The organism is Rothia nasimurium (assembly GCF_004569295.1).
GTDB lineage: Bacteria > Actinomycetota > Actinomycetes > Actinomycetales > Micrococcaceae > Rothia > Rothia nasimurium_B.
Window position 1 is genome coordinate 1 of the sequence record NZ_SPQC01000039.1, and the last position, 25,874, is coordinate 25,874.

The 25,874-nt window shown below is 57.2% G+C and carries 20 protein-coding genes, 1 tRNA gene and 1 pseudogene; 7 read left to right on the plus strand and 15 right to left on the minus strand.

Translation table 11 applies throughout. The features are described 5' to 3' along the window. Positions 1-264: 264 nt before the first annotated feature. From E4U03_RS09840 to E4U03_RS09890, 11 genes are all read right to left on the minus strand, one after another. Positions 265-693, minus strand: coding sequence for a hypothetical protein (locus E4U03_RS09840; RefSeq protein WP_135013422.1), 429 nt, complete (start codon positions 691-693; stop codon positions 265-267). 557 nt (positions 694-1,250) lie between these two features. Then, complete coding sequence (locus E4U03_RS09845; RefSeq protein WP_135013424.1) at positions 1,251-1,592, minus strand: ribbon-helix-helix protein, CopG family; 342 nt, start codon at positions 1,590-1,592, stop codon at positions 1,251-1,253. 11 nt (positions 1,593-1,603) lie between these two features. Continuing rightward, positions 1,604-1,873 carry a hypothetical protein gene (locus tag E4U03_RS09850; protein WP_135013426.1) on the minus strand — a complete coding sequence of 90 codons (270 nt, stop codon included), beginning with the start codon at positions 1,871-1,873 and terminating at the stop codon, positions 1,604-1,606. 411 nt (positions 1,874-2,284) lie between these two features. Beyond that, positions 2,285-2,629: a hypothetical protein gene (locus E4U03_RS09855; RefSeq protein ID WP_135013428.1), complete on the minus strand. Its 345-nt coding sequence runs from the start codon at positions 2,627-2,629 to the stop codon at positions 2,285-2,287. A gap of 177 nt (positions 2,630-2,806) precedes the next feature. Further along, the gene (locus tag E4U03_RS09860) at positions 2,807-4,315 is read right to left on the minus strand and encodes a hypothetical protein (protein ID WP_135013430.1); all 1,509 of its coding nucleotides are present in this window, start codon (positions 4,313-4,315) and stop codon (positions 2,807-2,809) included. Between the two features lie 42 nt (positions 4,316-4,357). Next, the gene (locus E4U03_RS09865; protein ID WP_135013432.1) at positions 4,358-6,244 is read right to left on the minus strand and encodes a hypothetical protein; all 1,887 of its coding nucleotides are present in this window, start codon (positions 6,242-6,244) and stop codon (positions 4,358-4,360) included. A gap of 227 nt (positions 6,245-6,471) precedes the next feature. Further along, on the minus strand, positions 6,472-6,942 hold the full coding sequence (locus E4U03_RS09870) for a hypothetical protein (RefSeq protein WP_135013434.1): 471 nt from the start codon (positions 6,940-6,942) through the stop codon (positions 6,472-6,474). 42 nt (positions 6,943-6,984) lie between these two features. Beyond that, positions 6,985-7,830, minus strand: a complete 846-nt coding sequence (locus E4U03_RS09875; RefSeq protein WP_135013436.1) for a tyrosine-type recombinase/integrase — start codon at positions 7,828-7,830, stop codon at positions 6,985-6,987. 117 nt (positions 7,831-7,947) lie between these two features. Then, the gene (locus E4U03_RS09880) at positions 7,948-8,424 is read right to left on the minus strand and encodes a hypothetical protein (RefSeq protein WP_135013439.1); all 477 of its coding nucleotides are present in this window, start codon (positions 8,422-8,424) and stop codon (positions 7,948-7,950) included. Positions 8,425-8,696: 272 nt separating this feature from the next. Continuing rightward, on the minus strand, positions 8,697-8,984 hold the full coding sequence (locus E4U03_RS09885) for a glutaredoxin domain-containing protein (protein WP_135013441.1): 288 nt from the start codon (positions 8,982-8,984) through the stop codon (positions 8,697-8,699). Positions 8,985-8,992: 8 nt separating this feature from the next. Next, positions 8,993-9,259 carry a hypothetical protein gene (locus E4U03_RS09890; protein WP_135013443.1) on the minus strand — a complete coding sequence of 89 codons (267 nt, stop codon included), beginning with the start codon at positions 9,257-9,259 and terminating at the stop codon, positions 8,993-8,995. 162 nt (positions 9,260-9,421) lie between these two features. Between E4U03_RS09890 and E4U03_RS09895 the strand changes: the two genes are divergently transcribed. The 6 genes from E4U03_RS09895 to E4U03_RS09920 all read left to right on the plus strand — a co-directional run bounded on the left by E4U03_RS09895 (position 9,422) and on the right by E4U03_RS09920 (position 15,345). Further along, positions 9,422-9,495 (plus strand) — tRNA-Leu (locus tag E4U03_RS09895). A gap of 128 nt (positions 9,496-9,623) precedes the next feature. Beyond that, a complete protein-coding gene (locus E4U03_RS09900; RefSeq protein ID WP_135013445.1) occupies positions 9,624-9,911 on the plus strand; it encodes a hypothetical protein in 288 nt (95 codons plus the stop codon). Between the two features lie 3 nt (positions 9,912-9,914). Continuing rightward, positions 9,915-10,322: a GtrA family protein gene (locus tag E4U03_RS09905; RefSeq protein WP_135013447.1), complete on the plus strand. Its 408-nt coding sequence runs from the start codon at positions 9,915-9,917 to the stop codon at positions 10,320-10,322. Then, positions 10,315-11,802, plus strand: a complete 1,488-nt coding sequence (locus tag E4U03_RS09910) for a DUF6056 family protein (protein ID WP_135013449.1) — start codon at positions 10,315-10,317, stop codon at positions 11,800-11,802. Before E4U03_RS09905 ends, E4U03_RS09910 begins: the two co-directional genes overlap by 8 nt. An 88-nt stretch (positions 11,803-11,890) precedes the next feature. Next, entirely contained in the window at positions 11,891-14,026 is a 2,136-nt protein-coding gene (locus E4U03_RS09915) for an acyltransferase family protein (protein WP_135013451.1), read from the plus strand. Further along, entirely contained in the window at positions 14,023-15,345 is a 1,323-nt protein-coding gene (locus E4U03_RS09920) for an MFS transporter (RefSeq protein WP_135013452.1), read from the plus strand. Before E4U03_RS09915 ends, E4U03_RS09920 begins: the two co-directional genes overlap by 4 nt. Positions 15,346-15,469: 124 nt before the next feature. On the opposite strand, the gene E4U03_RS09925 is transcribed toward E4U03_RS09920, so the two are convergent. Then, positions 15,470-17,743 carry an NAD-glutamate dehydrogenase domain-containing protein gene (locus E4U03_RS09925; RefSeq protein ID WP_167752397.1) on the minus strand — a complete coding sequence of 758 codons (2,274 nt, stop codon included), beginning with the start codon at positions 17,741-17,743 and terminating at the stop codon, positions 15,470-15,472. Positions 17,744-18,026: 283 nt separating this feature from the next. Here E4U03_RS09925 and E4U03_RS09930 point away from each other — a divergent pair, with 283 nt between their 5' ends. Continuing rightward, complete coding sequence (locus E4U03_RS09930) at positions 18,027-22,928, plus strand: NAD-glutamate dehydrogenase (protein ID WP_135013456.1); 4,902 nt, start codon at positions 18,027-18,029, stop codon at positions 22,926-22,928. A gap of 95 nt (positions 22,929-23,023) precedes the next feature. Here the strand turns inward: E4U03_RS09930 and E4U03_RS09935 are convergent, their stop codons facing one another. The 3 genes and pseudogenes from E4U03_RS09935 to E4U03_RS12910 all read right to left on the minus strand — a co-directional run. Then, the gene (locus tag E4U03_RS09935; protein ID WP_135013458.1) at positions 23,024-23,485 is read right to left on the minus strand and encodes a GyrI-like domain-containing protein; all 462 of its coding nucleotides are present in this window, start codon (positions 23,483-23,485) and stop codon (positions 23,024-23,026) included. Positions 23,486-23,521: 36 nt separating this feature from the next. Then, positions 23,522-24,118: an arsenic metallochaperone ArsD family protein gene (locus E4U03_RS09940; RefSeq protein WP_135013460.1), complete on the minus strand. Its 597-nt coding sequence runs from the start codon at positions 24,116-24,118 to the stop codon at positions 23,522-23,524. 129 nt (positions 24,119-24,247) lie between these two features. Continuing rightward, positions 24,248-25,874: pseudogene (locus E4U03_RS12910) on the minus strand (hypothetical protein); the annotation flags it as partial.

Below are 25,874 nucleotides of genomic sequence, written 5' to 3' on the forward strand. Positions count from 1 at the left end.
GTGCTGGTAATTCTTTTAAATAATGCCTTGTTCTTCTGCTGTGACTTATTAAGCTTCGTTACTATGCAATTTGGTGATACTTAGGTGTGAAATGTCAAATAAATATTATTTCTGATGATGGGGGTTCAGCTTTTGTTTATCTCTTTCCCGTATAATGGGAGGGGTTGGCTTGAGGCTTATGTATAAGCCTCCTTATCAGCTGCTTCGGTGTTAGGAGAATGATGGGCGGGGTGCCGGTATTCTGCCGGCAGCCCACCCATCCATTTACTCCCATTCGGTGTAGAAAAATGCTTCCCCGTCGTGGTTCTTCTCGCTATCCTCGTAGGCTTCTTCTATGCTCTGCCCCCATAGCCGCTGACAGAGCGCCTCAGCTCTGGTCTCATCTGATATATAGGCCTCGCCCATCTCATACATCCACCCGGCGTTCATGCACTCACCAGTTTCTGAATCTATCCGCCATTCTGAGCCGCTGAAGTTTGCCTTATAGGGGTCAAGCCCGCAATATTCCAGCTCGTCCCCATGTATCTCGCAGCGGTTAGAGGGCTGAAGGCAGATGCGCTGGAGACTATAGCCTTTATCGACAAAATTTTTCAGGCTCTTATCCCATTCCAGGTACTCCAGTTCGTGAGGTGCTTCTGCTTCCTCGACTACTGCATTACCCCAGTCGTAAACATATCCCTGCTGGCTCCTCATTACTTGTGTTCCTTTCACTTGCTCCGGCAGGATGGCTACCTGGCTGGTAGCTGTCCCGTCCCTGCTGGCAGAAGAAGGCGTCAAGGGGCTAAAGACCCAAAGCTGTGCAACCCCGCAAGGGGCATGGCGGCATCGAAATTTCTGAGGAAATAAGCGACGCAGGAGCGCCGAAGAAATTTTGAATACGCTGTGGCCTTTAGGCTTGCACAGCTAGGTCCAAGCCCCTAGTCTCGAATGCCAGCAGGGCCCACACGATAGGTAAACGGTAACTGAGGTTAGAGGGGGGCCTATAAGGAGCTTGCGACGCAATAGGATCCCCTAGCCGAAGAGCTGTAGGTACAAGAAAGGCGTTGATCTTAGGTAAGATGCCTTGCATCGCATCTAAGATCAACGCCGTGACTCTAGCTTGTTTACGTCACTTTGAGGAAACCCCGACACCGCAAGAGTTGTGCCGGGGCCGGCTAGTTGTTTAGGCAACTAGCTGGGCCGCCCGCTGATATGAGATATGTAGAACTGTTTGCCCTTTGACTAAACTCTTTTGCAGTGGCTGTGGCCTTCTAAGCTGCTTGAGGGAGGAATTTGTCAAGGGCCTCTCGAATGACCTCAGATGTGCTCACGCCCTGTTCTTGGGTATAGCGGGTAAGACGGTCTTTGATGTCGGGGGTTACTCGGGCGTTGATGCTGGGGGAGTGGCCGTTGACGGTTTCAGCAAGGGCTGGGCGTCCTCGGGTGGCAGCTGCGACGATTTTTTCAGCGCGGGCTATAGTATCGGCATTGCGGGGTGTGATAGTAGCTGTTTCTAGGGCCTCGAAAAACTCATCAGACTCTGCCCATACTGAGAGTTTTTCTCCAAGAGCTTCTAGCTCTTCCATGGTGAGGTTGTGGGGTTCGTTAGGCATTGTTGTTCTCCTTAGATATCTAGGCTGTAGACACGAGCCAGCGTTTTTCCGCGTAGTTTCATGCAGTGAAAAATGATGACATCAGGTGTGATGTAGTGAGAGAGGACCTCGATGATGTCTCCGTTCTCGGCCATTCCAATATGTAAGGTGGTAGTGGGGCGACCAGGGGTGCGAGACCCATCAAAGTTATGAATTTCATGCATGTGGTTTTCCATTGCATTGAGCGCGTCAGCTTCTGTATAGCCATGTTTGGCTGCTGAGGGTAGGAAGATGAACTTCATAGTATTATTGTGTCACATAAATAATTGTGTTGCACATAAATTAGAGGTGTTTTGTCGAGTGTCTGGCTAGATATGGGTGGGAACCTTTGGGGAATCCACACTGCCTAAGAATGAAGCCACTTCCTTGGAGAGCCTGGATGCCTACACCTCAGAAGCTCAATTGCCCCTAACCCTGAGCTCATTCCGCACACAACTTGCCATATCTGAACAAGCTGGCCTATACACCTCGCTGGCACTTCCTAGCTCACGAACTCCCAGGGCAAGCAAAACCCCGCCCTCTGTCGCGCTCTGCGCGTCAAAGAGGGCGGGGTTTTGCGCAGGGGTGTGGGGGCGGCGTCAGCCCCCGCAAAGGGTTCTCTGCTGTGCTTGACTTGCCATTGTTTGTGCAGAGCTTCGGCTTGGAAGCATTTCCTAAAAAATGGGGAGAAAATTCTTCTTCCACAGGGAGTACTCAATAATGCCTCGAACGACTGTCCCGACCTTCGCGCTCTCATCCTCAGATTCATTGGCGATATTAGAGAGATTTTCATAGTCCTCGGAGGGGATAAAAAGATTTGTGTAGTTCGTATACTGCCCATTTTTTCTTGCTGATATATTTAGCTCGCTGGCTAGATGAGAGTTTTTCTCTATCATCAACTTAATCAGCTCAGTTTTTTTAATCCTTGTGGTTTTGGCGAGCCGCTCCAGCTCCTGCTGGGTCTCTTCCTTGAGGTTAAAGGAGATTCTCCTCATTGCTGGGTTTTTCTTTGTGGCCATTGGGGACTTCCTGACTGGCTTTTATTGTATCTATACAATTATAACCTGGTTCGATCCTCTGCACCGGCTAGTTATTCACCCTAGCCCTTGCTACTGGCGTCGAAGTAGACACAGAAGAAGGAACCCCTGCTGATGCAGAGATTCCTTCTCCTTCTTTCCCGTTAGAAGTCTTTCACCCTACAGTTGGTCATCCTTCTTCTTACGCTTGAGGAAAAACAAGAAAAGCCCGGTGCCAACACCCGCTATGGCCAACACTCCTAGAGCAATCGGCCATAGGCTGCGGCTCTGTGTGTTCTCAGCAGTATCTTCAGCTTCTGCCTGATGACGCGAGTTATCCTCAGCTGCCTCACTGGCAGATGCAGTTGCTGACGGTGAAGCAGAACGCGCTGGTGCAGCAGAGGCAGAAAAAGATTCCTTAGATGTCTCCTGACTCTCCCCCTGAGCTGCCTGCCCCCTTGAAGGTAAAGGTGCAGCAGCTGAAAGGCGTGAAGAATGTTCTGAAGAAGAGGAGGTGCTGTCCCTGCGTGCTTCAGGTGCTGAAGAAGCAAGATTGCGGGTAGCTTCAAGGGATTCAGTGATACGTTCAGGTGTTCGGGCAGCAGAACTTAAGCTGCTGGGTGTTGGGGTGGTGAGGTTTTCTGCATGGGTAACTTGGCGATTCTGCTGAGCCTGTGCATCTCCGTTTTCCTGGGTGTGGGCGACGGTAACCGTTTCAGCGGAGGTTGTGTCTACTGCCTGTTCTGGCGCAGGCGCCGGTGGCAACAGTGGGGGAATCACCGGGTCTGTTGGGTCAGTAATGACAGGTGGCGCAGGAATAGGGGCAGGCGCTGGCGCAGGGTCAATGGGGTCGGGTACTGGAGGCACTACCGGGGGAATCACCGGGTCTGTTGGCTCAGTAATGACAGGAGGTGCAGGGGTAGGCTCAGGAACCGGCGCGGGGTCTACAGGGTCAGGTGCCGGAGGTAACACCGGAACTACCGGAACGGGAGTTTTGACCGTGATCTTGATGCTTACTTCTTTCCCTTGCTCGTCGGTAGCGGTGAGAGTATATTGACCAGCAGGTAGACCGGTAGTGTTCAGCGTGAGCTTGGCCTTGCCCCCGTCATCAACGGTGCGGGTAATGGTAGCTTTGACCTCCCCATCTGCATCGCGCAGCTGGATGGTGACTTTATTTGCATCCTTGAGAGAGAAACCTACCTCAGCACTTGGGGCGTAGCCTGTGACGGTAAAGGTTTTGGTTTCGCCTGCGGTAAGAGTGACATCTCCTTCCTCAAAAGATGGTTCAAGTTCAGGGGAGGGCTCAGGTGACGGCTCTGGGTCTTCTGGAAGTGTTGGGTCTTTGGGGTCAACCGGTTCGCTGGGTTCCGGCTCGGCAGGCTTGAGAGATGGCTCTGGGGCAGTAGGTTCAGGAGTAGGTTCTGGCTCCGCCGGGGTCTTAGGCTCTTCCGGTTCTGCCGGGGCGGTTGGCTCAGGGGTAGGCTCAGCTGATGCGGACGGTGCTGGGGCTGGTGCAGTCGGTTGCGACGTCGACGCAGGAGCCGGCTCTGCCGAAGCGCTGGGGGATGGAGCAGCGGTTACCTGTTCTATATCAGGTAGTTCAGCTGCCTGGACAGTAGTAGCTGGCAGTAGCAAAGCAGGAGTCATCGCCACAAGGGCAAGTGCCTGGGCCTTAGTTTTCTTGGCCATAATGATTAGGTTTCCTTTCAGAAGAAAAATGGAAGTAACGTTCTAGGACAAGGTGGCCGGATAAGCGACCACCCTGTTCCCAGACTGAGTAATAAGCAAGGTACTGGTCTGAGCCAGAAGGAATTTCTGATTCAGGGCATACCCGGGGCTGTCCCCGGAGAAGAGATACTGCTTCTTGCTCTCAGAGGCAGTAGCTACCACCAGGCTTCCCTTAGCTGCCGGGGCAGAAAGAGACAAGGGGACAGCGGCGATGTACTTACCATCGGTAAGCGAGAAAACCCTGTTCTGGTAGGTAGCAAGGCGGTTACCTTGGCCTATCGTCCAGGTAGTTCCAGGATCAATATCTCCGAAGGTGGTCTCGATGGTATCGAGTACTTCACCGGTCGCTAGTGAGTGTGTGGTGAGAAGAACCGGGGTTTTTGGTGTTGGTTCTAGTTCTTGGCTCCACACTGATAAGGAAATTGCCTGACCAATAGCGACCCACTGGTTCATGATGTGCCCTTCAGCAGGGGAAGAAATATTGGTGGAACGCACAGGTGCACCGTTGGCGTCAGTGATTTCTACCGGTACGTCATAACCGATAGAGATGAGACCTTCTGGTGCAAAAGCAAAAGGCGTCAGGCCGGTAGGAACCGGGTAGGTTTTAAGTCCTTGGGTGGTGAGCCGGTATACCTGGGTGTCTGTTTGTACGAGGAGCTCTTCGCTATTTTTAGAGACTTGTGCTCCTTCTGGCAGGTCTAGGGTCTGGGTGTGCGGGTTGCCGTCGGTGTCGCGGTGCCAGCTGGTGAGTTTGGTGCCGGTTTCATCAAGCCAGACCAGGGCATTCTTGCCGTCGATGATAGTTTCATCGATAGTGCTAATAGGCCAGGAGGATTCCACCGTATCGATAGGCTTCCCATCGGTCAGAGAGTGAAGCGTGACGGTGTTGCCATGGATGATAGCTAGTGCTGCCTCGGAGGCTAGTACCTCGGCACTCTCGGGAATAGGCGTCGTCCAAACTGGTTGGTTGCTGTAGCCTTCGGGCAAGTCCAGGCTGATGTCGCTTATAGCGCTTTGAACCGTGGCGGTATCACCGGGGCCGTGGTTGAGGGACTGTAACCCGACGCCGGTAGCAGCTGCCAGTAAGACGGACGCGCTGAGGCTGAGGGGGATGAGGACTTTCTTGGAGGTAAGGTTGAAGCTCTTCAACTGGTTCTTTAGGCTGGCACGATGAGACCGACGCTTGAGGTGCTCTTCTGCATTGGTGTCCGAGAAAAAATCTTCAAGCAGTGCTGCCTCTTCATTCCGGCCAGGTGCTTCTATCGTGGTTTCTTCTTCAGGGAAAGTCTCAGAATCTATTCCTGCTTCATCGTCACTTGTGTTGGCAGGTTCGGTTGCCTCATCTTCATCTTCTTGCCCAACTGTCTCATTTGAGACAGTTGATTCTTCTTCTGGCAGTTCTTCTGAAGATTCTTCAAGTGCTGACTGTATCTGCTCCATGTTCTGGTCATTCTGAGGTACACGCTGAGGTGGCTGATAGTCTTCCTGCTGCACAGGCCGGTGAGTGAGCTGGGTTACGAATGAGTTGGTGTCATCTGCTGTGGTTTCAGGTTCTTCTTGCCCAAAAACCAGGGTCTTGGATTCTTGAAGCGGCGATAAGCCTAGAATTTCGGTGGTGAAGCGGCGATTATTGCCTTGGGCGACAAGTTCAGCATTCTGAGTAAAAAGTCTGAGGGAACGAAAGATGCTTCTGCTTTGCACACTTTCAATGAAAAGTTCCCAATCTTGATACTTGAGGGTGGCAGAACGCACTGGTAGGGAAAACCTATCCTTGCCAGCAAGAGCCGTAGGAGTCTCAAGCTCCTGGGCAGTAACAGCTGTAATCTTTCCCTGCCGGTGAAAGAAGAAACGCTCTAAAATCTCCTCATCAGCTGCATCGTAGCAAATCAAGCTGTAATGGCAATTATGGATACTGGATTGGCGTTCTATTTCCTGGGTTATCTCTTCCCAGGATGTGTAGAGTAACTCAGCCCCGTCAACGGTTAGCAGATACCTCTGAGGTGTGAGAGTGATTGCTTGAGTCACTGCCTCGTCATTCCCTTCAATGGTTGTTCTGTGGTGATTCTCGAGTAGGTGGACTACCCCTGTTTTTGGGTAGTCCACCTCTCGTGCCCGTTTTAGAACGGTGGCTCGTTCGGCTTTTTGACCTTATAGACAGCAGTGTTCATGCACTCCAAGGCTTCGGCGGGCTCCATCGAACGGTATAAAATCCACCATTGAGCAGAAGTGATGTACCGGGCGGCCCCAAGATAGAGCTCATCGAACTGCGCAGGGCTTAGAACCCCAGACTCTTCATAGATGTACTGGAGGTTGCTTAGCTGCTGGTGACGAATAACCGTTGCTACCTGCACATCTTTAGGGTCTCCGGTCAGGGCTGGCAGGTGGTGTTCTTGGGCATAGGTAAGAGCCTTCTGGTAAGCCATTTTCTTCCTCGCTTTGTCTCGTTTCTTGGCCATGCACGTGGGGCAGGGGAGGGTCTCTAGTCTCGCTGCTTCCACATAACGACGCCCTAAGGGCAGGTGGCTGAGACTGACTTTACCGCGATGAAAACACGCAAAGTTGATTTCAACGATAGTAGGGATAGCCATACTTCTTTCCTTTCTAAAACTCCAGAGAGAAGCCCCCGGAGCTTACTCAGCATCTAAATCTGGAATGGGCAAGGCAGTCAGCGCTGCAATCATCTCAGAAAGAGCCTCATCTTGAACACCGATATAGGACTGAGTAGTCGTGACATTCGCATGACCTAAAAGCAATTGGACTGCGCGAATACTAGGGCGCTTAGCGTAGGCGTCCGTTGCGAACCAATGCCTCAGCTGATGGGCGGTATAGCCCTTCCCGAGCAGTCGGGTGATGGTCTTGGCAACGTTATCTGGGTGCCGGTGCTTGGCCGGGCTTAGCCGCCCGGGGAAATAGTAGCCAACGGTTTTCCTTTCAAGATAGGGGATAAGGGCCGGGTGCGCAGGGATCCGGCGGGTATGCCCGCCTTTACCAGTAACCGTAAGCCAACCATCTTCATAATCCTGCGTGTGCAGGGAGGCAATTTCGCTACGGCGTAACCCAGCGTAGGCTCCGAGCAAAATCATCAGAGTTTCTTCAGACGTTGCTGAAGCTTGAATACCTTTTACTAGCACAGAGGTCTTGACTGGTCGAGGTACCCGCCGGGGAACCTTGATGGGCAGGAGTAAAAGCGTCGGATTATCCTTGCGTGCTCCGGTGATGTAGAGGTAATGGAAGAAGCTGCGGATTGTTGCTTGTGCATTTTTCTTGGTTACAGGTTGCCAGTTAGGGTTAGCCAACCAGGCCTGTAGCTCGTAGGTGGTGAGTTCTAACGGGCTTGTCTCTGGGTAAGTTGTTGTTAGATCTCGGAGCCACCGAAGCCGGTTAGCAATAGTGGAAGGGAGGCGGCCAGCAGCAGTGAGCCACTGAGCAAAATTCTGGGTTTGTTCCTGCCAATGAGGATGTGGGATGAGAGTCACGGGTTTCCTTTACCTGCTCTTGTTGGTTATGTATCAAGAGGGAGATAAGGAGCGCATGCCCCTGCTTCTTTGGGTAAGGGTGTGCTCTTTTGCGGCAGAAGTAGGCTGATAAGGACTTTAGTAGGGGTTCTCGTTGACGTCCTGGGTCTCTTCTAAGGCAGTATCAAGGCATTCTTTCAAGTCACTGGGGTCGGTATCTCGGTAGTCAATCCACCAGCGGGCAGCAACAATTTTGCGGGCCGGTATGAGGAACTGTTCGTCGAAAGCTTCCTCGTCCATTAGGGCATGCTCGCCTCTGACGAACTCTTCAAAAGCTGCCATGAGTACGGTATCGCGTGAAGTGGTAGCCCATCGAAGCTGCTTCTCGGTTCCTTCAAGCGGGGGTAGCTCTAGAGAGATTTGGTTGTTGAGGGCGTTTTGGTAAAGCTTTTCCTTGTATTCGTTGGCGTTTTCTTTGCGGCTGCATTCGGAGCAATTCTTGGTGGCGAGCCAGTTAGCTAGGCCTTTGCGTTTTCCTGCTGGTTTGTTGGACAGGTCGCGTTCTTCTGTGTGGCCGCAGGCGAAGTCAATGTCGAAGATAGTGGGGATAGCCATCGTGGTTGTTCCTCTTTCTGTGATGGAAGGGGCTATTTCCTAGTTAGCGTGAGCTGATAAGTTCTCTTGATCCAGGCCAGGGTATTAGACGCCCAGCGTCCCTCAGACGGGGTGGAAGAGAATCTGATAGCTGGCTTATCTGGATAGTCAGGGTGGGTGGCTTTGTAGTGGCCTCTGTTGCCTAGGCGTACTGTGAATCCGTTGGCTTTGAGAAGGCGGGCCATATCGCGGCCGTTGTTGGGCATAGGTATTTTGTGCATGTGTTCATTATCTCAAACAGTGTTGTGTGTCTCCTGTGAAGCTGGTTGTCTGAGGTGCGCTTCTCTGGCTGCGAGCTGGTCAATGAGGTCAGGTCTGTAGCCGTTCCATATCTGGGTTTCTTCACCGGGTACTTCGACGATGGGAGCTTGTAGTAGGCCTCGGGCTTTGAGGTGTGCGGCTATGGCTGGTTCGTTCTCTAATTTGATGAGCCTGTAGGGAAGGGCACGGTCATTGAGCTTGCGCTGGGTGAGTCTGCACTGATGGCAGTTTGGGGTGGTGTAGAGGTTGATGGTGGTCATGGTGGTTTTTATTTCTGGTGGAGTTTGTAGGTGGGGGCTAGTGGCTTGGGGAGTAGCTCTTCGGGTATTGAGTAGCCTAGCTGTTCTAGTTTTGCTTGGAGGGCGGTGGTTTCTCCGGGGAGGGCTAGGTAATAGAAAGTACAGATGACTTCACCAGTGGAGTTGGTGATATGTGCTTGGTAGAGGTCTTCGAATTCGGGGGCGCTGCCGGCTGCTGAATAGTGGTGGCGGGGCTGTTTGGTGATAGTGAGGGTGTGGGGTGTGTTATTGGGCATCACTAGACCTGACTTTCGAGAGGAATGGTTTCAAGTACTGAAGTATCTGTAAGATTGTGAGATATATAGGGAATCTGTAAGGCGACTAACAGCAAGGTTTTCTGGTATAAAGGTATGGAGTGATAGCGTCTTCTGGGTTCACCTGGTTGAGCACTCGCTTGAGGCCCTGTAGCCCAATTGGCAGAGGCAGAGGACTTAAAATCCTCGTGGTCTGGGTTCGAGTCCCAGCAGGGCCACTGTATAGCCCCCAGCTGGAAAGCTGAGTCGTAAAATCATAGAGTTTGAAGCTCCTGACCGTCTGGCAGGCGAAGCTACCTACAGCATGCGTAAGCTAGTGGGTCTTGCTCTCAACAGTTTCACCACGATGAGTATTAAGCCTCTTTTTGCTTTCGGTTATCTGGGGCTCTTTATCACCCTGCTAGCTCTTGTCGCGGGGCTGACGATTATTGTGCAACAGTTCCTGATGGGGGATCCTCTTGGCTGGGACATCACAGGTTCTGCCATGGTCGGAATACTCGTAGCCTTCCTCGTTGGCGTGCTTTTGGTAGCGCAAGGAATATTGGCTATCTACCTGTCTCATATTTATGTCCAGGCCCAGGGGCGCCCCCTCTACGTTATTGACCGCACCTCATCACGAAACCTTATTGGCTAGTCCATGCTAGATTTCCTACAACGCAATAAAACACTGGTCCGTTATATTCTTGTGGGCGGAACCGGTGTGCTGTTTGAACTTGCCGTGATCTTTGTGGCAGTTAAGGTTTTTTCTGCCAGCGACGCTGCTGCCGTTACTGCCAGCTATTGGCTGGGTGTGGCTTTCTCTTTCCTGCTTCAAAAGTTCTTTGCTTTTGAAAATAAGGACGTCCGGGTCAAATCTGTGGGGTATCAGACGGTCTCATTCGGTGTACTTCTCGCAGTCAATTACATTTTCACTCTTGCCTTCGTACACTTCACGGCGGCCTTCTTGGGTGTCTATCTAGCGCGCATGATGGCTCTTGTCATTACCACCGGGTGGAACTTCTTTGCCTACAAGTTCATTATCTTTAGGAAGACTGGCAATGCATAAAACTCTCATTTCTCAGCAGACCGAGCCTATGCGTCGAAACTTTCTACCCATCGTGGCTCTCGCCGTTCTCGCTACCCTGGTTGCCGGTACTTTCCTTTATTTTGCGGCCCGTGCCAGCATCATTGCGGACGATTTTAGTTACTTCAACGTCTACGCTCACCAGGGGACCCCTTTTGCATACGTTGTAGACCACTACCTCACCCATAATGGGCGTATCGGGCAGGCCTCTCTCTTCGCCTTCACCTACGCTCTTCTAGGTCAAAGCGCTATACAACTCGTCCCTGCTCTCATGTTCCTTACTCTCGTAGCTGCAGTGGCATACATGATGAGGCGTTTGGTAAGTTTTGAGCAGTCGCCCATAGTTGTTTCGCACAGCTTAGCTACCCTTATTGTTGCCGGTGGACTTGTGCTTTCATCCAGTATATTTGACTCCTATCTGTGGCTAACATCGAGTACCGTCTACCTGGGCGGGCTTACCTTTACCGCTCTGACCTTTTGTCTAGCTTTCTTTCTTGCAGAACGAAAAATCACAGTCCGAGGGGCTCTTGCCCTGGCTCTAGCTGCAACCTGGGCAGGTATGTTCACGGAGCCGCTGACTATCTGCACCGGTATCGCTGGTTTCCTTCTGCTGGTCGCCGGCCTTCTTAGGCGCGAAGCAACTTTACGTCTCGTAGGAGGGACTCTCTGGCTGGGGTCCCTTCTGGGCTTTGCCCTCATCTATTTCTCACCTGGAACTATGGCTCGCAGGGAATATTATGGGACAGAAATATCTCTCACTGGAATCCTCAAAAATCTACCCTCCGACCTCTCCCTCTTCTTCGGGCACTCCTCTGACTGGGGGTATCTGCTCATTGCTATCTCGGCACTTTCCCTCTACGCCCTGAGCGCTCCTACCTGGAGGGCGTCCCTGCACCCCCTACGACTCATGGGGCTGGCTTTAGCAGTCTTTGCTATCTACTTCCTTGCCCACACCGTTATTGCAAAAACAGGTAGCCCCACCATTGCCCTGCGCACCTTCACCAACCCTGCGTTCGCTATGGCTATCACTAGCCTGCTAGGTCTGCTTGCCCTAATGCGCCTCGTAAGCCCTCACAAAGCTAAAGTTCCTGCCCTGATGGGGGCTGGCGTCCTCGCGCTTCTTACGCTCTTGCCTGCTACTTCCTACATTGCCACCACCGCCGCGGCCCTCAACCTGCGCGCAGAGCACCTGGAACTTCGTAGCGAATCTATCGCCCAACAGCGTGCTGAGAAGAGCGCCGATGAGCCTATCGAGTTTGTCCCCGTGCGTATCGCACTTGTCAGTGAGGCCGTAGACCTCCACCCCGCAGGGTCCCCTCAAATCGAGTGGGTTATCAATGCAATCAGTACTTGGTACGGAGTCAACGACGTTAGCCGGGTAGTAGTTGTTCCCGAGCCTGCCGATTACTGTATTCCCGCTAGTCATCTTGTGAAAGTAGACCTTACCTGCCCCGCCTCATAAGCTCTCGGAGACCTAACCGGTGCCTGTGGTAAACTGCCCAAGTTGCCCAGCCACCGGGTAGCAACCGCCCCACAGAGAAGCAGCATAGATGAACCGAACTCGCCACAGACATAAGCCCTTGGGCAGTTTCATTGAGCAACCCAAATTCAGGCCAGAAGTGCAAGGGCTCCGTTCCCTGGCAGTCCTTCTCGTGGTTATGTACCACGTCTGGTTCGGTAAAGTCTCTGGCGGTGTCGATGTCTTCCTCTTCATATCAGCCTTCCTGCTCTCGCTGTCGTCCTTACGTAAGATTCAGGATGGCAAGCCCCTCAAGGTCGTCAGCTACTGGCTCCACGTCTTCCAGCGCCTACTGCCGGCGGCTGCAACCGTCATTCTGGCTACCCTGGTCGCCGCCTATTTCGTCATTGCTCCCTCACGCTGGGCATCCCTTTTAGCTGACGCCAAAGCAGCGCTCTTCTACTTCCTCAACTGGCGGCTAGCCTTCAACTCGGTGGACTACTACGCCCAAGACTCCACCCTCAAAACCCCCTTCCAGCATTTCTGGTCTCTCTCCATGCAGGGCCAAATCTTTATTCTCTGGCCCCTGCTGTTTGCCTTCGTGGCCTTTCTCGTGGGCTACCTGCGCCTGAAGGTGTTGCCCACGGCCCTGCTCGTCTTCGGCACGGTTTTCGTCACCTCTCTTACCTTCTCCATCATCGAGACCTCCACCAACCAGTCCTTTGCCTACTTCGACACCCGCACCCGCCTCTGGGAGTTCGCCGCCGGCACCCTGCTCGCCATGCTCCTGCTAGCCTGGCGAGTGCCGTCCTGGTTGAAGGTACCCATGGGTTGGGTAGGCGTTATCGGCCTTGTCACCTGCGGCTGGCTCCTGCCTGTTGAGCGTGCCTTCCCCGGTTACCTGGCCCTCTGGCCCCTGCTATCGGGTGCTTTCGTCATCGCAGCGGGTCAAACTGGTTCCCGCCTGGGTGTAGACCGCCTTCTCTCAGCTAAACCTCTACAGAAGATGGGGGCAATCTCCTACTGCCTCTATCTGGTGCACTGGCCCATTCTCATCCTGTATACCACCTCTATTGGGGAGCCTAAAGCGGGCTGGCTTGACGGAACCCTGGTTATTCTCTCCTCTATCGCGGTAGCGTGGCTTCTACACAACCTTGTTGAAAAGCCTCTACGAGCCTGGGAAAAGAAACCCAGCCGCCGCGCCCTGCGCCACGCAAAGCGTAGCGAGACTCCGTGGAGCCGTAAAAAGCAGGACGCTTGGGGCAGCTGGAAGCGCCCGGTAGCTATTATCACTGCCTGCCTGGCCCTCATTGGTGGCGGCATATCTGCAGGCCAGGTATGGGTAAACCAGCAACAGGAACGAGCAGAAGAACTTGCCCTGCTGGCTGGAACCGACGCCTACCCGGGCGCACTTGCTGCGGGCAGCAGTCAGCTATACCGCAACCTCCCTATTCCCCAGGGAGACGTGCTTACCCAGTTCGATAACCTAAGCGAAAGATGCGCTACCTACAACGCCAACGTCAACCCCGCCATGGCAGAGCACTGCGCAACCGACCACTGGGGCAGCTCTGATGCGCCTCTTACCATCGTGGTGGGAGACTCCCACGCTGAACAGGCTATTTCAATGTACCGGCCCATCGCTGAGGCCAACGGACAAAATATGATGGCCTTCCTTATGGGCGGTTGCAAATTCCCCACTCAGCCCGAAGAGTGGGTGGAGTGTGCAGACTTCAACCGCGATGTTACCCAAGAGATTCTTAACCTTAAGCCCGCTAACGTCGTCCTCATGGGCACCGCAGCTAGCGCCACCGACACCAATGAAACGATTATTAACGGGTTAGAAAATACTGTTGAGAAATTTACGGATGCTGGCATCAACGTCATCGTCTTACGAGATAACCCCCGTTACGAATACAACATGTACGTCTGCGGCCAGGTTAACCTGCGCAATCTTTCCAACTGCTCTGTGCCTGTGAGCAAGAAGCTAGCACCTGTTAACCCTTCACTGGCCCTGGCAGAATTTAACCCCCGCGTCTACACCGTAGACCTAACCGAGCAAATCTGCCCCAACGGTATTTGCCGGCCCTTGGAAGGCAACGTCTTCATTTATATTGACGACAACCACATTTCAAAGGCGTATGGTTCCACCATGGCGGTAGAGATGGAAAGCCAGCTCCATACCCAGGGCTGGGACCCCTCAGCCGTTAACCCCGCAGGAAAATTATGACCGCACCCACCACCCCGCACAAACGTCCGCGCAAGGCCGCCCTGGCCTCTTGGATCGGTTCAGCGCTGGAATACTATGACTTCGCGGTCTTCGGTACAGCCGCTGCCCTGGTGCTCAACCGCATCTTCTTCCCCGAAGACTCGGATGCTGCTGGCATCCTCAAATCCATGATGGTGCTGGGCGTCGCCTATGTAGTTCGCCCCTTTGGCGCCATGCTGATGGGCCCGTTGGGCGACAGATTCGGACGCCGCTTTGTGCTCATGCTGACCCTCTTCATGATGGGCGGGGCCACCTTCGCCATTGGCTGCCTACCCACCTACGACCAGGTGGGGCTGCTTGCCCCCGCCCTTCTGGTGCTCTGCCGGGTCTTCCAGGGGTTATCGGCATCGGGTGAGCAGGCGTCCGCTATCTCAATGTCGCTGGAGCACGCCCACGACCACCAGCGGGCCTTCACCACCTCCTGGACCCTGCACGGTACCCAGTTCGGTTCCCTGCTAGCAACGGCAGTCTTCCTGCCCTTTGCGGCCCTGCCCGAAGAAGACCTGCTTAGCTGGGGTTGGCGCGTGCCCTTCTGGCTTTCGGCCTTTGTGCTGGTAGCTGCCTGGCTGATTCGCCGCCGCCTTGAAGAAGCTCCCTCCTTTGTCGAAACCCAGGCCCAGCAGGTGATTGACCCGGCCCGCCGTAAGGCACCGCTGGCTCTTGTCTTCACCCGCCACAAGTGGGCGGTCGGAGTGGTGGCCCTGTGCGCCATGGTCAATACCGTGAACATGATCTTCACAACTTTCTCAATCTCTTTCGCTACCAAGGGGCACGGAATTGATTCGGGCATTATGCTCTGGGTTCCTATTGCCTCTAACGGTCTGAGCCTGCTCGCTATCCCGCTCTGGGCTATGGTCGCTGACCGGGTTGGCCGCAAACCTATCTTTGCTACCGGTGCCCTGGTCGCTGGTGGGCTCATGTTCCCTTACCTGCACGCCATCACAAGCGGCAACATTGTTCTCGTGTTCGTGTTTGGTGTGCTCATGCACGGGGCCTTCTACTCCATGGCCAACGGTATCTGGCCTTCCTTCTACGCTGAAATGTTCCCCACTCGGGTGCGGGTGACCGGCCTGGCCCTGGGTACCCAAATGGGTTTTGCCCTGTCGGGTGGTATCGCTCCTGCAGCAGCTACCGCGCTTGCCGGGGGCGACTTTGCCAACTGGGCAGGCCCTGCCGTCTTTACCCTGGGTATGGCTGCCCTGGCCTGTCTGTGTGCGCTGACCGCTCGTGAGACCGGAAAGCTGACTCTGGCTGAGGTTGACCGGGTGCAGGACCACTAGATTTTCTCGCAAGATATAAGGACGCCCGCCCCACCGTTCGTAGGTGGGGCGGGCGCCCTGGTTTTAGGTGCTAGTCGCAGGAAGGGCCAGCGTTTGCTGGGTGCTGCCGATACCTGCCGCGGGTCTAGCAGGAGAGCTTGGCCTCGATGGCCTCGCGGAGGGCCTGTGCTCCTTCGACCCAGGCGTCGAAGTCACCGTTACCCTCAATATCGGGCAGGGCGCCAGTTTCGAGGCGGGCTGCGCGGAAGGCGCGGGCAATATCGTTAACCGAAGCCCCGTGCTTCTTCTTCATCTCGTACACGAAGGTGATACCTGCGTGGTTGATCATGCGGTTAGCTGCGCGGGTTGCGATGATTTCGCTGCGCAGGGGGTGCTCGCCGAAGTAGGAGCCAAACTTCTCGGTAGCAGGAGCCGGGAAGTAGTCCGCCAGGACGTCGCTGAGGTCGAGGTCGGGCTCATCGGCGTAGCCGCTGTCAACGAGCGCTGCGGTGAGGTCGATCTTTGCGTAGGCGGTGAGCACTGAGAGCTCGGGGCTGGTGAGGGGGACGTGAGCTTCGGCCCGCTCTGCTAGTTCGGCATCTGAGGGGAGTAGCTCAACCTCGCGGTCCAGGTGTACGGTCTCGGTCAGGTAGTCCATGAACTCGCCCGCGATGTCGTTGGTGTTGAAAGCTTCGGTGCGTTCTGCCTGCAGGAGCACGTTCTGCTCCAGGTTGGAGCGCAGCACGCGGCGGCCTACTTCTTCGACCTGCTCAGCGATGAAGTCGGCGCGGTCGTCCTCCTTGAACTGCCCCGCTTCGATAGCGCGACCCATGAGGATCTTGAGGTTGACTTCGCGGTCTGAGGTCTCAACGCCGGCAGAGTTGTCGATGGCGTCGGTGTTGACCAGGATCCCGCCCGCTGCTGCCTCGATACGGGCTCGCTGGGTGAGGCCCAGGTTGCCGCCTTCGGAGATGACGCGTACCCGCAGCTCGGGTGCGGTGATGCGGAGCTTGTCGTTGGTGGAGTCACCGACCTGGCTGTTGCTTTCTTCGGTGGAACGTACGTAGGTGCCGGTTCCGCCGGTGTAGAGCAGGTCTACTGGGGCCTTGAGCAGGGCGGTAATGAGTTGGTCGCCGCTCATGGTTTCAACGGTGCTATCAAGGCCCAGGGCTTCCCGCATCTGGGGAGTAACCTCGATGGCCTTGTCTTTACGGGAGTAAACGCCGCCGCCGTCTGAAATCAGTTCGGGCTTGTAGTCGGTCCAGTAGGCGCGGGGCAGGTTGAAGAGGCGCTGGCGCTCAGTAAACGATACGGCAGCGTCGGGGTTGGGGTCGATGAAGATGTGGCGGGAGTCGAAGGCGCCAATCAGGAGGATGTGCTCTGAGAGCAGGGCACCGTTGCCGAACACATCGCCGGCCATGCCGCCGATGCCCACCATGGTGAAGTCTTCAGCCTGAGAATCGTGCCCCAGGGCAGCGAAGTGGCGCTTGACCGACTCCCAGGCGCCGCGGGCGGTAATACCCATTTCCTTGTGGTCAAAGCCCACCGAGCCACCGGATGCAAAAGCATCGCCCAGCCAGAAGCCACGGTCTAGGGAGATGCCATTAGCGATGTCTGAGAAGGTAGCAGTGCCCTTATCGGCGGCAACGACCAGGTAGTGATCGTCCTCATCAAGAGCCACCACCGCGTCGGGGCGCACGATGGTTTGTTGGCCATTGTTGGTCACCAGGTTATCGGTGACATCGAGCAGGGAAGAGATGAAGAGCTTGTAGGCAGCTACACCCATCTCGTTGTACTTATCCTGCTCAGCATCGCGGTCGGGCAGGTTCTTGGGAACAAAACCACCCTTGGAGCCGGTGGGGATAATGACGGCATTCTTGGTGACCTGAGCCTTAACCAGACCGAGCACCTCGGTGCGGAAATCCTCGGGGCGGTCGCTCCAGCGCAGACCACCGCGGGCAACCTTGCCAAAGCGCAGGTGTACACCTTCGAGGGCTTCACCTTCGACAAAGATTTCAAAGAGCGGCTTGGGAAGAGGTGCAAAAGAAACGTCGCGGGTTGAGATTTTTAGGGCGATGGTTTCTTTACCCTGATAGGCGTTGGTGCGAACAGTTGCGAGGACGACCTCAAGCAGCTTGGTGAAGAAATCCTGGGTTTCGTCGTCCAGCTTTTCGATATCGGCGCGCACGTCTTTGGCCGCTGCGCGCTGGGAGGTGCGGCGGGCGTCCGCGTCCTTTTCGAGGGCGGGATCGAAGCCTGTGCTGAAGATGTCGGCAATACCTGCGGCGATGCCGGGGGTGCTGGCAAGGGCCTGGGCCATAAAGTCTGCGCTGAAGCTGGCTCCGAGCTGCAGGAGGTAGCGGGAGTAGGCATGTAGAACTTTGGGTGAGAGAGCTGAAGTAGGAGTAGCTGACATCATCTGCCCTTCTGATTGGTGAGGGACGCTGGCGCCCGGTGGAAATTCCAGCATAAGAGCGGGGAAGAAACCTGGCGATAGTGTTTTTGCAATGTGAGACTGTATGTCTCGTATGTGAAGAGAAACTGCTGGGATGGGCCTCCTGGAGTGGGGTGCTTAATCTGTTTGAGCACCTCGGTGTTGCGGTTCACTCCCACCGTCTTCCCGACTACTATGTAAGTGGAGCGCAGACCCGCGCACCCAGGTATCACAACGGAGTGACATCCGCCCAGCGAAAGGCAAACCCTTGCTCACGAACGATCGTTCAGCCCACTGGTCCGGTAGCGAAGACTGGATCAACGAATACTACCGTCACAGCTCAGCTGACGAACTCGAAGGTCTGAGTGACCAGCAGCTAACCAACCTTGCCCAGGCCCACCGTGCCCTGGCAGATCAGCGGGCAGCCGGTGAAGCCCTGATTTCAGTGAGCAACGATGACGCTGGCAGCACTCTCTTTATCGTTGTAGACGACACCAGCTTCCTGGTCTCATCTATCACCGCTCAGATTGCCGCAAACTGGGGCGGCATTTCAGGACTCATCCACCCCACCTTTGTCGTAGAACGCGATGCAAGTGGCCGCTTGACCAGCGTGACCGGCACCGGCTTTAAGCAGCCAGTAGCAAGCGGTGACACCGTCTCCATGCCCATTCTGCGTGATGCTGCCACCGGCAACATCGGTGCTGGTGCCACCATTGAGTCGTGGATTGCTGTCCGCCTCACCTCCCGCGTTGAAGGTGAAGACGTTACCCGTCTTGAGCAGGAAATCCGCTCCATTCTGATTGACGTACGCCGCGCAGCCCGTGACAACGACGCCATGGCCGCCCGCACCCTCGACATCGCAGAAAAACTGGGCGAACTCACCGACGTTACCCTGGGCGGGGCTGCCCACTACACCGGCTCCATCAACTCCGACGCCGACCCCATGACCCGCATCGAATCAGTCCAGGAATTCCTACGCTGGCTCACCCGCGGCAACTTCCTCTTCATGGGCATCAAGGAACGCGACCTCTCAGGTCACTCAGGTGACCTGCTGCTGACCGACCGCGACGGTTCCGGTCTGGGCATTCTGGCCGATACCGGCGAAGGCGACCCCATCGTCCTTACCGGCCTGGGCCTTGAAAATGCCCGCGACCCCAAGCCCCTCTACATCACCAAGGCCAACTCTCGCTCCACCGTGCACCGTCACGAGTACCTGGACTACATCGGTGTGCGCGACTTTGACCGCTCCGGCAAGATTGTGGGCGAATACGTCATTCTGGGCCTCTTCTCCCGCCAGGCCTACTCCCTGCCCGCCGTTGAAACCCCCATCGTGCGTGAGCGCGTAGCTATTATGCGCCGCCACCTGGGCTACCAGCCGGGATCCCACTCCGACAAGACCCTGGCCGGTATCATTGAGGACTACCTCCGCCTCGAACTTCTCCACGCTGACCTGCAGGAACTTACCGACACCTTCCGCGGCATCATGGGCCTGGAAGAACGCCGCACCACCCGCCTCTTCCTGCGTCCGGACGCCTTTGGCCGCTTCGTCTCCGCCACCGTCTTCCTGCCGCGCGACCGCTACAACACCCACGTACGTCAGCGCCTTGAGGCTGTCTTCCACGAGTTCATCGACATTGAAAGCCTAGACTTCGAGGTCTACCTCTCCACCTCGTCCCTGGCTCGTATCTTCTTCCGCCTGCGCCTGACAACTCCCAATACCATTCCGGCCCTGGATGCCAAGGCGATTGAGCGCCGTCTGCAGGAAGCTACCCGCTCCTGGGGTGAGGCAACCGCAGCTGCCGTTGAGACAGCAGCCGCAGGCGAAGGTCTGAGTGCCGAGGACGGCCGTGCAGCCGCCTCAGCCTGGTCTGAGGCTGTGCCCATGACCTACCGCGCCGACTACGAGGTCGAAAACGCCGTTGAAGATATCAACATCTTCGAATCGCTCAGCGATGCTCAGCCGGCCGCTATCCGCATGGGTGAGCGCCAGGGCCGCACCCGCATTAAGACCTACCTGGCTAGCGCCCATACCCTCACCGAACTGCTACCTGTGATGCAGAACATGGGCCTGGTCGTTATCGACCAGAAGCCCTACGACATTACTCCGGCAGACGGCCGCAACTTCTCCCTCTACGACTTCGGCGTTGAACTGCCCGAAGGCGTAGAAGCAGAGAAGGTTTCTGCCCTCTACGAGGACACCCTGAACGCCTACCTGCTGGGCAAGCGCGAGTCCGACAGCCTCGACCGCCTGATTCTGGCAGAAGGTCTGACCTGGGAGCAGGTCCGCGTACTGCGCGCCTACACCCACTATCTGGTACAGCTGGGCCAGGTCTACTCGGCCGAGTTTATGTCTGACACCCTGCTGGCCTACCCTGCCGCTACCCGCCTGCTCGCCGACTACTTCGCCGCTACCTTCGACCCCGATGCTCAGTTCGCAAGCGACGAGCAGCGCGAGGACGCCCGTGAGCAGGTCTGGCGTGAACTGGGTGGCGTCCTTGACGCCATCCCCACCCTCGACGTGGACCGCTTCATGCGCTCCCTGGCTGCCGTCATGAAGGCGACCCTGCGCACCAACGCCTACCTGGACCGTCCGGCCTTGGCCCTCAAGGTGGCACCTGGTCAGATTGAATTCGCGCCCCTGCCCCGCCCCACCTTCGAAATCTTCGTTTATTCACCCCGCGTTGAGGGCGTGCACCTGCGCTTCGGTTCCGTTGCCCGCGGTGGCCTGCGCTGGTCTGACCGCCGCGAAGACTTCCGCACCGAGGTGCTCGGCCTTGTTAAGGCCCAGATGGTCAAGAACGCCGTCATTATCCCCACCGGCGCCAAGGGCGGCTTCTACCCCAAGCAGCTCCCCAACCCGGCCCTCGACCGAGACGCCTGGATTACCGAAGGTCGCGAGTCCTACAAGGTCTTCATCGCCTCCCTGCTCGACGTCACCGACAACCTTGCTATTGAGGCTGACGGCAGCGAAACCGTCGTACACAACCCCCGCGTTATCGCCCGCGACGGCGACGACTACTACCTGGTTGTAGCCGCTGACAAGGGAACCGCTTCCTTCTCAGACACCGCTAACGCCATCAGCGCAGACTACGGCTTCTGGCTGGGCGATGCCTTCGCCTCCGGTGGCTCCGTCGGCTACGACCACAAGGCCATGGGCATTACCGCCCGCGGCGCCTGGGAGTCGGTCAAGCGCCACTTCGCTGAGCTGGGCATCGACTGCCAGACCGAAGAATTCACTGCCGTCGGCATCGGTGACATGAGCGGCGACGTCTTCGGTAACGGCCTCATGCGCTCCCGCACTACCCGCCTGGTTGCTGCCTTCGACCACCGCGACATCTTCCTGGACCCCAACCCCAAGGCCGATGTCGCCTTCGACGAGCGCGTACGCCTCTACAACCTGCCCCGCTCCTCCTGGCAGGACTACAACCCCGAGCTCATCTCAGCCGGTGGTGGCGTCTACTCGCGCGGCGCTAAATCCATCCCAATCTCTGAGCAGGTACGTCAGGCTCTGGGCCTCGATGAAGGCGTCACCGAAATGGCCCCGCCCGAACTGCTCTCTGCCATCCTCAAGGCCCCCGTCGACCTGCTCTACAACGGCGGTATCGGCACCTACGTCAAGGGCTTCACCGAAACCCACGCCGCCGTAGGCGACAAGGCCAACGACGCCATCCGCGTCAACGGCCGCGACCTGCGCGCTCGCATCGTGGGCGAAGGCGGTAACCTGGGCTTCACCCAGCTGGGTCGTATCGAAGCTGCCCGCGCTGGCATCCTCATCAATACCGACGCCATCGATAACTCCGCCGGTGTAGAGACCTCAGACCGCGAGGTCAATATCAAGATTCTGGTAGACCGTCTGGTCACCGCTGGTGAGCTCTCTGCCGAAGAACGCGCAGGCTTCATCGAAGCCCAGCGTGAGGACGTCGGCGCCCAGGTACTGCGCACCAACGTTGAGCAGAACGTGCTGCTGCAGGCCGAGCGCCACGGCGTGGTGCCCGGTGTCGAGGCCTACATCCGTCTGATTCACGACCTGGAAGAGAACGCCGGCCTCAACCGCGAGGTGGAATTCCTGCCCACCGACGAGGAAATCCGTGAACGCTACGAAGCTACCGGTGAAACCCTCAACGGGCCTGAACTGGCCGTTCTCGCTGCCTACGTGAAGATTCACCTCATTGCAGAGCTCGAGAATACCGACCTGGCAGATGACCCCTACCTGGCCCGCGTGCTCACCGAGTACTTCCCGCCCGCCCTGGTTGAACGCTTCGGCGAGCACCTAGAATCTCACCCCCTGCGCAAGCAGATTATCTGCACCCGCGTAGCCAACGAGATGGTCAACCTGGGCGGTATCACCCACGTCTTCCGTGCGGTGGAAGAAACCGGTGTGGGTGTAGACGCCCTTGCCCGAGCCTTCTACGTTTCACGTGAAACATTTGGCATTGGCAACTCTGCACGGTTGCATCGCGAACTCCCTGCTTCCGTTCCCCTGGAAGGCTGGCAGGCCGTCATCAAGGACTGGCAGCGTGTGCTCGACCGCCTGGCCCGCTGGTTTGCAGCTGAACGCTCAGTCGTCGTGGGCACCCCCATCGCCGAGATGATCGAGCGCTTCAAGCCCGTTGCCGAGCTGATCCCCTCACTCAAGGACTACTTCGCGGACGATACCCGCGCCCGCGTCCGCGCCATGCGTGACCGGGCAGAAGCCTGGGGTCTGCCCGAGGAACTCATCGTCAACTGGATTCGTGAGTTCGAAGCCTTCGCCCTCATGGACGTAGTGCGTATCGCAGAAGCCAACGGCCTCTCCACCGAGCAGGTTGCCCGCGTCTACTACTCGGTCTACGACCGTTTCCAGGTTGACCTGTTGTTGACCACCATCTCTAAGCTGCCTCGTAACGACCGCTGGGAGACCCTGGCCCGTTCATCCCTGCGCGATGACCTCTACGAGATTGCTGCCTCCCTGGCTCTCAATGTTGTCCAGGAGGTTGGTGAGGGCGTGGCCGCCGGAACTGAGAGCGGCGACGCCGCCCTGGCTCGCTGGGTAGAGAACCACCCCGTCCGTATGGGTCGTGTGGATTCCATGCTGGCTGAGATTCAGGACGCCGCCCCCGGTGCCGATGGCCGCCCCCGCCTGGCCGTCCTGCAGGTAGCCCTGCGCACCCTGCGCGGCGCGGTCAGCTAGGCCCCACCAGTCGGCTACCCATAAGCCTAGAACTGCAAAGCTGCCCCCTCACGTAGTGAGGGGGCAGCTTTAGTCATCAGAAGAAAAAAGTAGGGCTATGCAGCCTTCACCGGCACCCAGACCTGCATCTGAAAATCGTCAGCGGACGGGTCACCCGGACCATAGGCCTCAAAGACCGGGCCATTGGGCTTAAAACCTGACGCGGGCAGGAAGGTACCCATCAGGTGGTCCACACCAGCCATGGTGCTCATGGGCACCGGACCCTCAACGGTCGTCACCGCGAACTCACCGCCGTCCACCTTAAGGGCATTGAGGCCCAGAGCCTGCGCGGTTTCCAGGTTCTCCACCAGAATCCCCGCCATGTAGTCGAACTCGCCGGCAGCGTTCATCCCCACAATCACACCCATCGAGTGGACCTCAGGCATGGTCACCCCCCGCGCCTCGGCATGGGCGGTGAGCTTCTTCCAAAGCTCGCCAATGCCAGCGCCCTGCTTCACGGTCTCGCGGAAGCCCGCAATAAAGAACTCATCCTTGTGCTCTACACGCGCACCAATCATCGACTACTCCTTAGAAAAATGTGTGTCGGCTCTATTTTAGTCGCCACACCCGCAGCCACAGCCACACGAGGCCTGCTTCGCAGACTGCCCTGATTCGGCAGAGGCCCCCTGCGACGCTGGCGCAGAATCGTGGCCCCCCATCAGGTTGACCCGGTTGCCAATGTCGGGGCCACCGGCAGGCTTAGGCGTCACTCCTGCCAGCATCGCAGCAAAGCCAGCCGGTTCAGCGGCAGGAACCGTCGCGGGGGCGTCTGCACCACCGGTACCGCAGGCCGTCGCGGCGGCGTTAGCCTTGGGCTGCTTGACCTCACCAAAGCGGGAGAAACGGCGGAGCTGCTCCGCGGTGGGGTACATGTACGACACCTTGACCAGGCCTTCGACCAGCAGGATGGGCAGAACCTCGGCACCGGCCATAGCAAGCTGATCGGCTACCGGCTCACAGGCGGTAAAGGCAGAGGGGTAGGAGTCGGTGGAGTAGACGGCAATATCAAGGCCCTCATCAAGTAGCTCCTGCGCCGCGGTGAGGAAAGCGTCGCGCTGGGTGTCGCCGGGGTCGTCCGGGTTTTCGCCGGCTGCCGGAATGAAAACTTCAAGGGGGGTACTGCCCAGGGTGTCTTGAGATGAGCGTGCCACTACTACTCCGTTCCTTGTTTGGTGTGCCCTACCAGCCTACGCCCGCTACCGCCAGCAGGAAAGGCTGGGCGGCACACCCGTAACCTGGGTGTACCGCCTGTTATGCCTTGTCAGCTTCGTATCGGTAGGCTAGTCACCGATAAAGAACTTGCGCAGGGCTGAACGCAGACTGCGGTCGTCCTGCTTCTGCTCAGCCTCGTCCACAGGCTGCTGAGGCTCGGCCTGCGCGGACGCCAGCGACACCTTCCTAGCCCGGGCCGCAATGCTGGGCACGGCGTCGGTATCTGTGCTCTGGTACTCCTTGCGTTCTTCGGGGGTGCCGAAAGCAAGGGTGCCTATCGTGTTGGCGATGTTCTTCTGCTCAGGTGAGGCCGGTACGCGGGCAACACCGGGGTCAATGTCGCGAATATCCTGGGCTTTCTCTCCGGTGGTCACGGGAAGATCGTTGGGGAAGGCCGCAGCCGCGTAGGCGCTTGCCGCCTGGCTCAGGGGGCTGGAGGCAGCTTCGTCCTGCTCCTGCGCGGACGATGCCGGTAGGGTCTCAGCCTCGGGAGTAGCGACTGACTCCGGTGTAGGCTCATCTGCACCCGGGGTGGTGAAGAGGCTGGAAGCATTTTCCGAGGTCGTAGTGGACTTAATAACCACTGGCGCTGCGGGTGCAATCACCGGCTCAGAGCTATTGGCCGGGGTGGGGGTAGGTTCGTCTGCCAGAGCGGGGACTTCATGGTTCTCGACGGGCTCTTCGGCTGCGGCAGTCTCAGGCTCGGCCACTGAGTCGGGGTCGATTTCAGCTAGAACCGCCCGGTAACGGGCCTCGGTGGGTGCAAGCGTCCACCCTAGGAAGCCGGGGAGGGCTACTGGCTCAACGGTGCCCACCCAGGCGATAGTCTGCGCGAGAGCGGATGCCCCCGCTGTGGCCTTGGGGGCAGCGGCGGCCGCCGGGGCGGAGGAGCTGCCGCCGGCGTCCTGACCTACCAGCTCACCGGTCACAAAATCTGCCAACGAGAGCGCAACCTGAACCGGCACAGAAGCCTCACCGCGCCTGCGCGCGATGACCTGGCCCACGGTGCCCTGGGCGCCGGGTGCCAGGTCAATGGCGTAGAGATGGGTGGGGGAGCTGGCAATTTCAATCCACAGGGTGTGATTGAGGACGGCTTGGACGGTGCCGTCCGTCTTTTCGGGGGCCTTCCAGGGGGCTGGATCGAGGGTGGACGCCCCAAAATCAGCCTGCGGGGTGGAGGCGATAACGTTCTGCCCGGCGACTTCGGCGATTATGCCGTTGCGTACTAGCGCCCGATAGAACTTGAGTTCAGGGGTGAAGGTGAAGCCACGCTGCTTCTCTTCGGCTGCAACCTCGGCGGGGGAGTAGCCGGAGTTGTGCCCGCGGGCAAGCAGGGCAGAGCGCAGTTGCAGGCCGTTATTTGAAACGGACTGAGTGGGCGCGGACGGCTGGAAGGCCTCGTCCTGCTCTGTTGCTGGGGCTGCGGTGGGCATCTGTTTGACGATGGCCTGCCCTCCGGGGGAGGCGTTGATGCGCACCGTGTAGGAGCCCTTAAAGTGGCCTGCCTGCGCTAACTCAAAGGCTGCTACTGTTGCGGCCTGGGCGAAGTCAGCAGGTGCTCTTGTGCCCAGTGCGCCGGTGATGGTGGCGACGGGTGCCTCAACGGTTGTCCCGTGAACGGTGAAGCGAAAATCCAGGGGCTGCTGGTGCGAATCTGAGTACCACTGGGTGAGGTGGGAGAGAGCTAAAAGGCTG

Bases quoted from the DNA above. Each gene is read 5' to 3' on its own strand.
- E4U03_RS09880 (WP_135013439.1), bottom strand. From the start codon at position 8,424: ATGGCTATCCCCACTATCTTCGACATTGACTTCGCCTGCGGCCACACA.
- E4U03_RS09910 (WP_135013449.1), top strand. From the start codon at position 10,315: ATGCATAAAACTCTCATTTCTCAGCAGACCGAGCCTATGCGTCGAAAC.
- E4U03_RS09885 (WP_135013441.1), bottom strand. From the start codon at position 8,984: ATGACCACCATCAACCTCTACACCACCCCAAACTGCCATCAGTGCAGA.
- E4U03_RS09905 (WP_135013447.1), top strand. From the start codon at position 9,915: ATGCTAGATTTCCTACAACGCAATAAAACACTGGTCCGTTATATTCTT.
- E4U03_RS09890 (WP_135013443.1), bottom strand. From the start codon at position 9,259: ATGCCCAATAACACACCCCACACCCTCACTATCACCAAACAGCCCCGC.
- E4U03_RS09850 (WP_135013426.1), bottom strand. From the start codon at position 1,873: ATGAAGTTCATCTTCCTACCCTCAGCAGCCAAACATGGCTATACAGAA.
- E4U03_RS09870 (WP_135013434.1), bottom strand. From the start codon at position 6,942: ATGGCTATCCCTACTATCGTTGAAATCAACTTTGCGTGTTTTCATCGC.
- E4U03_RS09900 (WP_135013445.1), top strand. From the start codon at position 9,624: ATGAGTATTAAGCCTCTTTTTGCTTTCGGTTATCTGGGGCTCTTTATC.
- E4U03_RS09840 (WP_135013422.1), bottom strand. From the start codon at position 693: ATGAGGAGCCAGCAGGGATATGTTTACGACTGGGGTAATGCAGTAGTC.
- E4U03_RS09935 (WP_135013458.1), bottom strand. From the start codon at position 23,485: ATGATTGGTGCGCGTGTAGAGCACAAGGATGAGTTCTTTATTGCGGGC.
- E4U03_RS09860 (WP_135013430.1), bottom strand. From the start codon at position 4,315: ATGGCCAAGAAAACTAAGGCCCAGGCACTTGCCCTTGTGGCGATGACT.
- E4U03_RS09920 (WP_135013452.1), top strand. From the start codon at position 14,023: ATGACCGCACCCACCACCCCGCACAAACGTCCGCGCAAGGCCGCCCTG.
- E4U03_RS09855 (WP_135013428.1), bottom strand. From the start codon at position 2,629: ATGGCCACAAAGAAAAACCCAGCAATGAGGAGAATCTCCTTTAACCTC.
- E4U03_RS09915 (WP_135013451.1), top strand. From the start codon at position 11,891: ATGAACCGAACTCGCCACAGACATAAGCCCTTGGGCAGTTTCATTGAG.
- E4U03_RS09845 (WP_135013424.1), bottom strand. From the start codon at position 1,592: ATGCCTAACGAACCCCACAACCTCACCATGGAAGAGCTAGAAGCTCTT.
- E4U03_RS09925 (WP_167752397.1), bottom strand. From the start codon at position 17,743: ATGATGTCAGCTACTCCTACTTCAGCTCTCTCACCCAAAGTTCTACAT.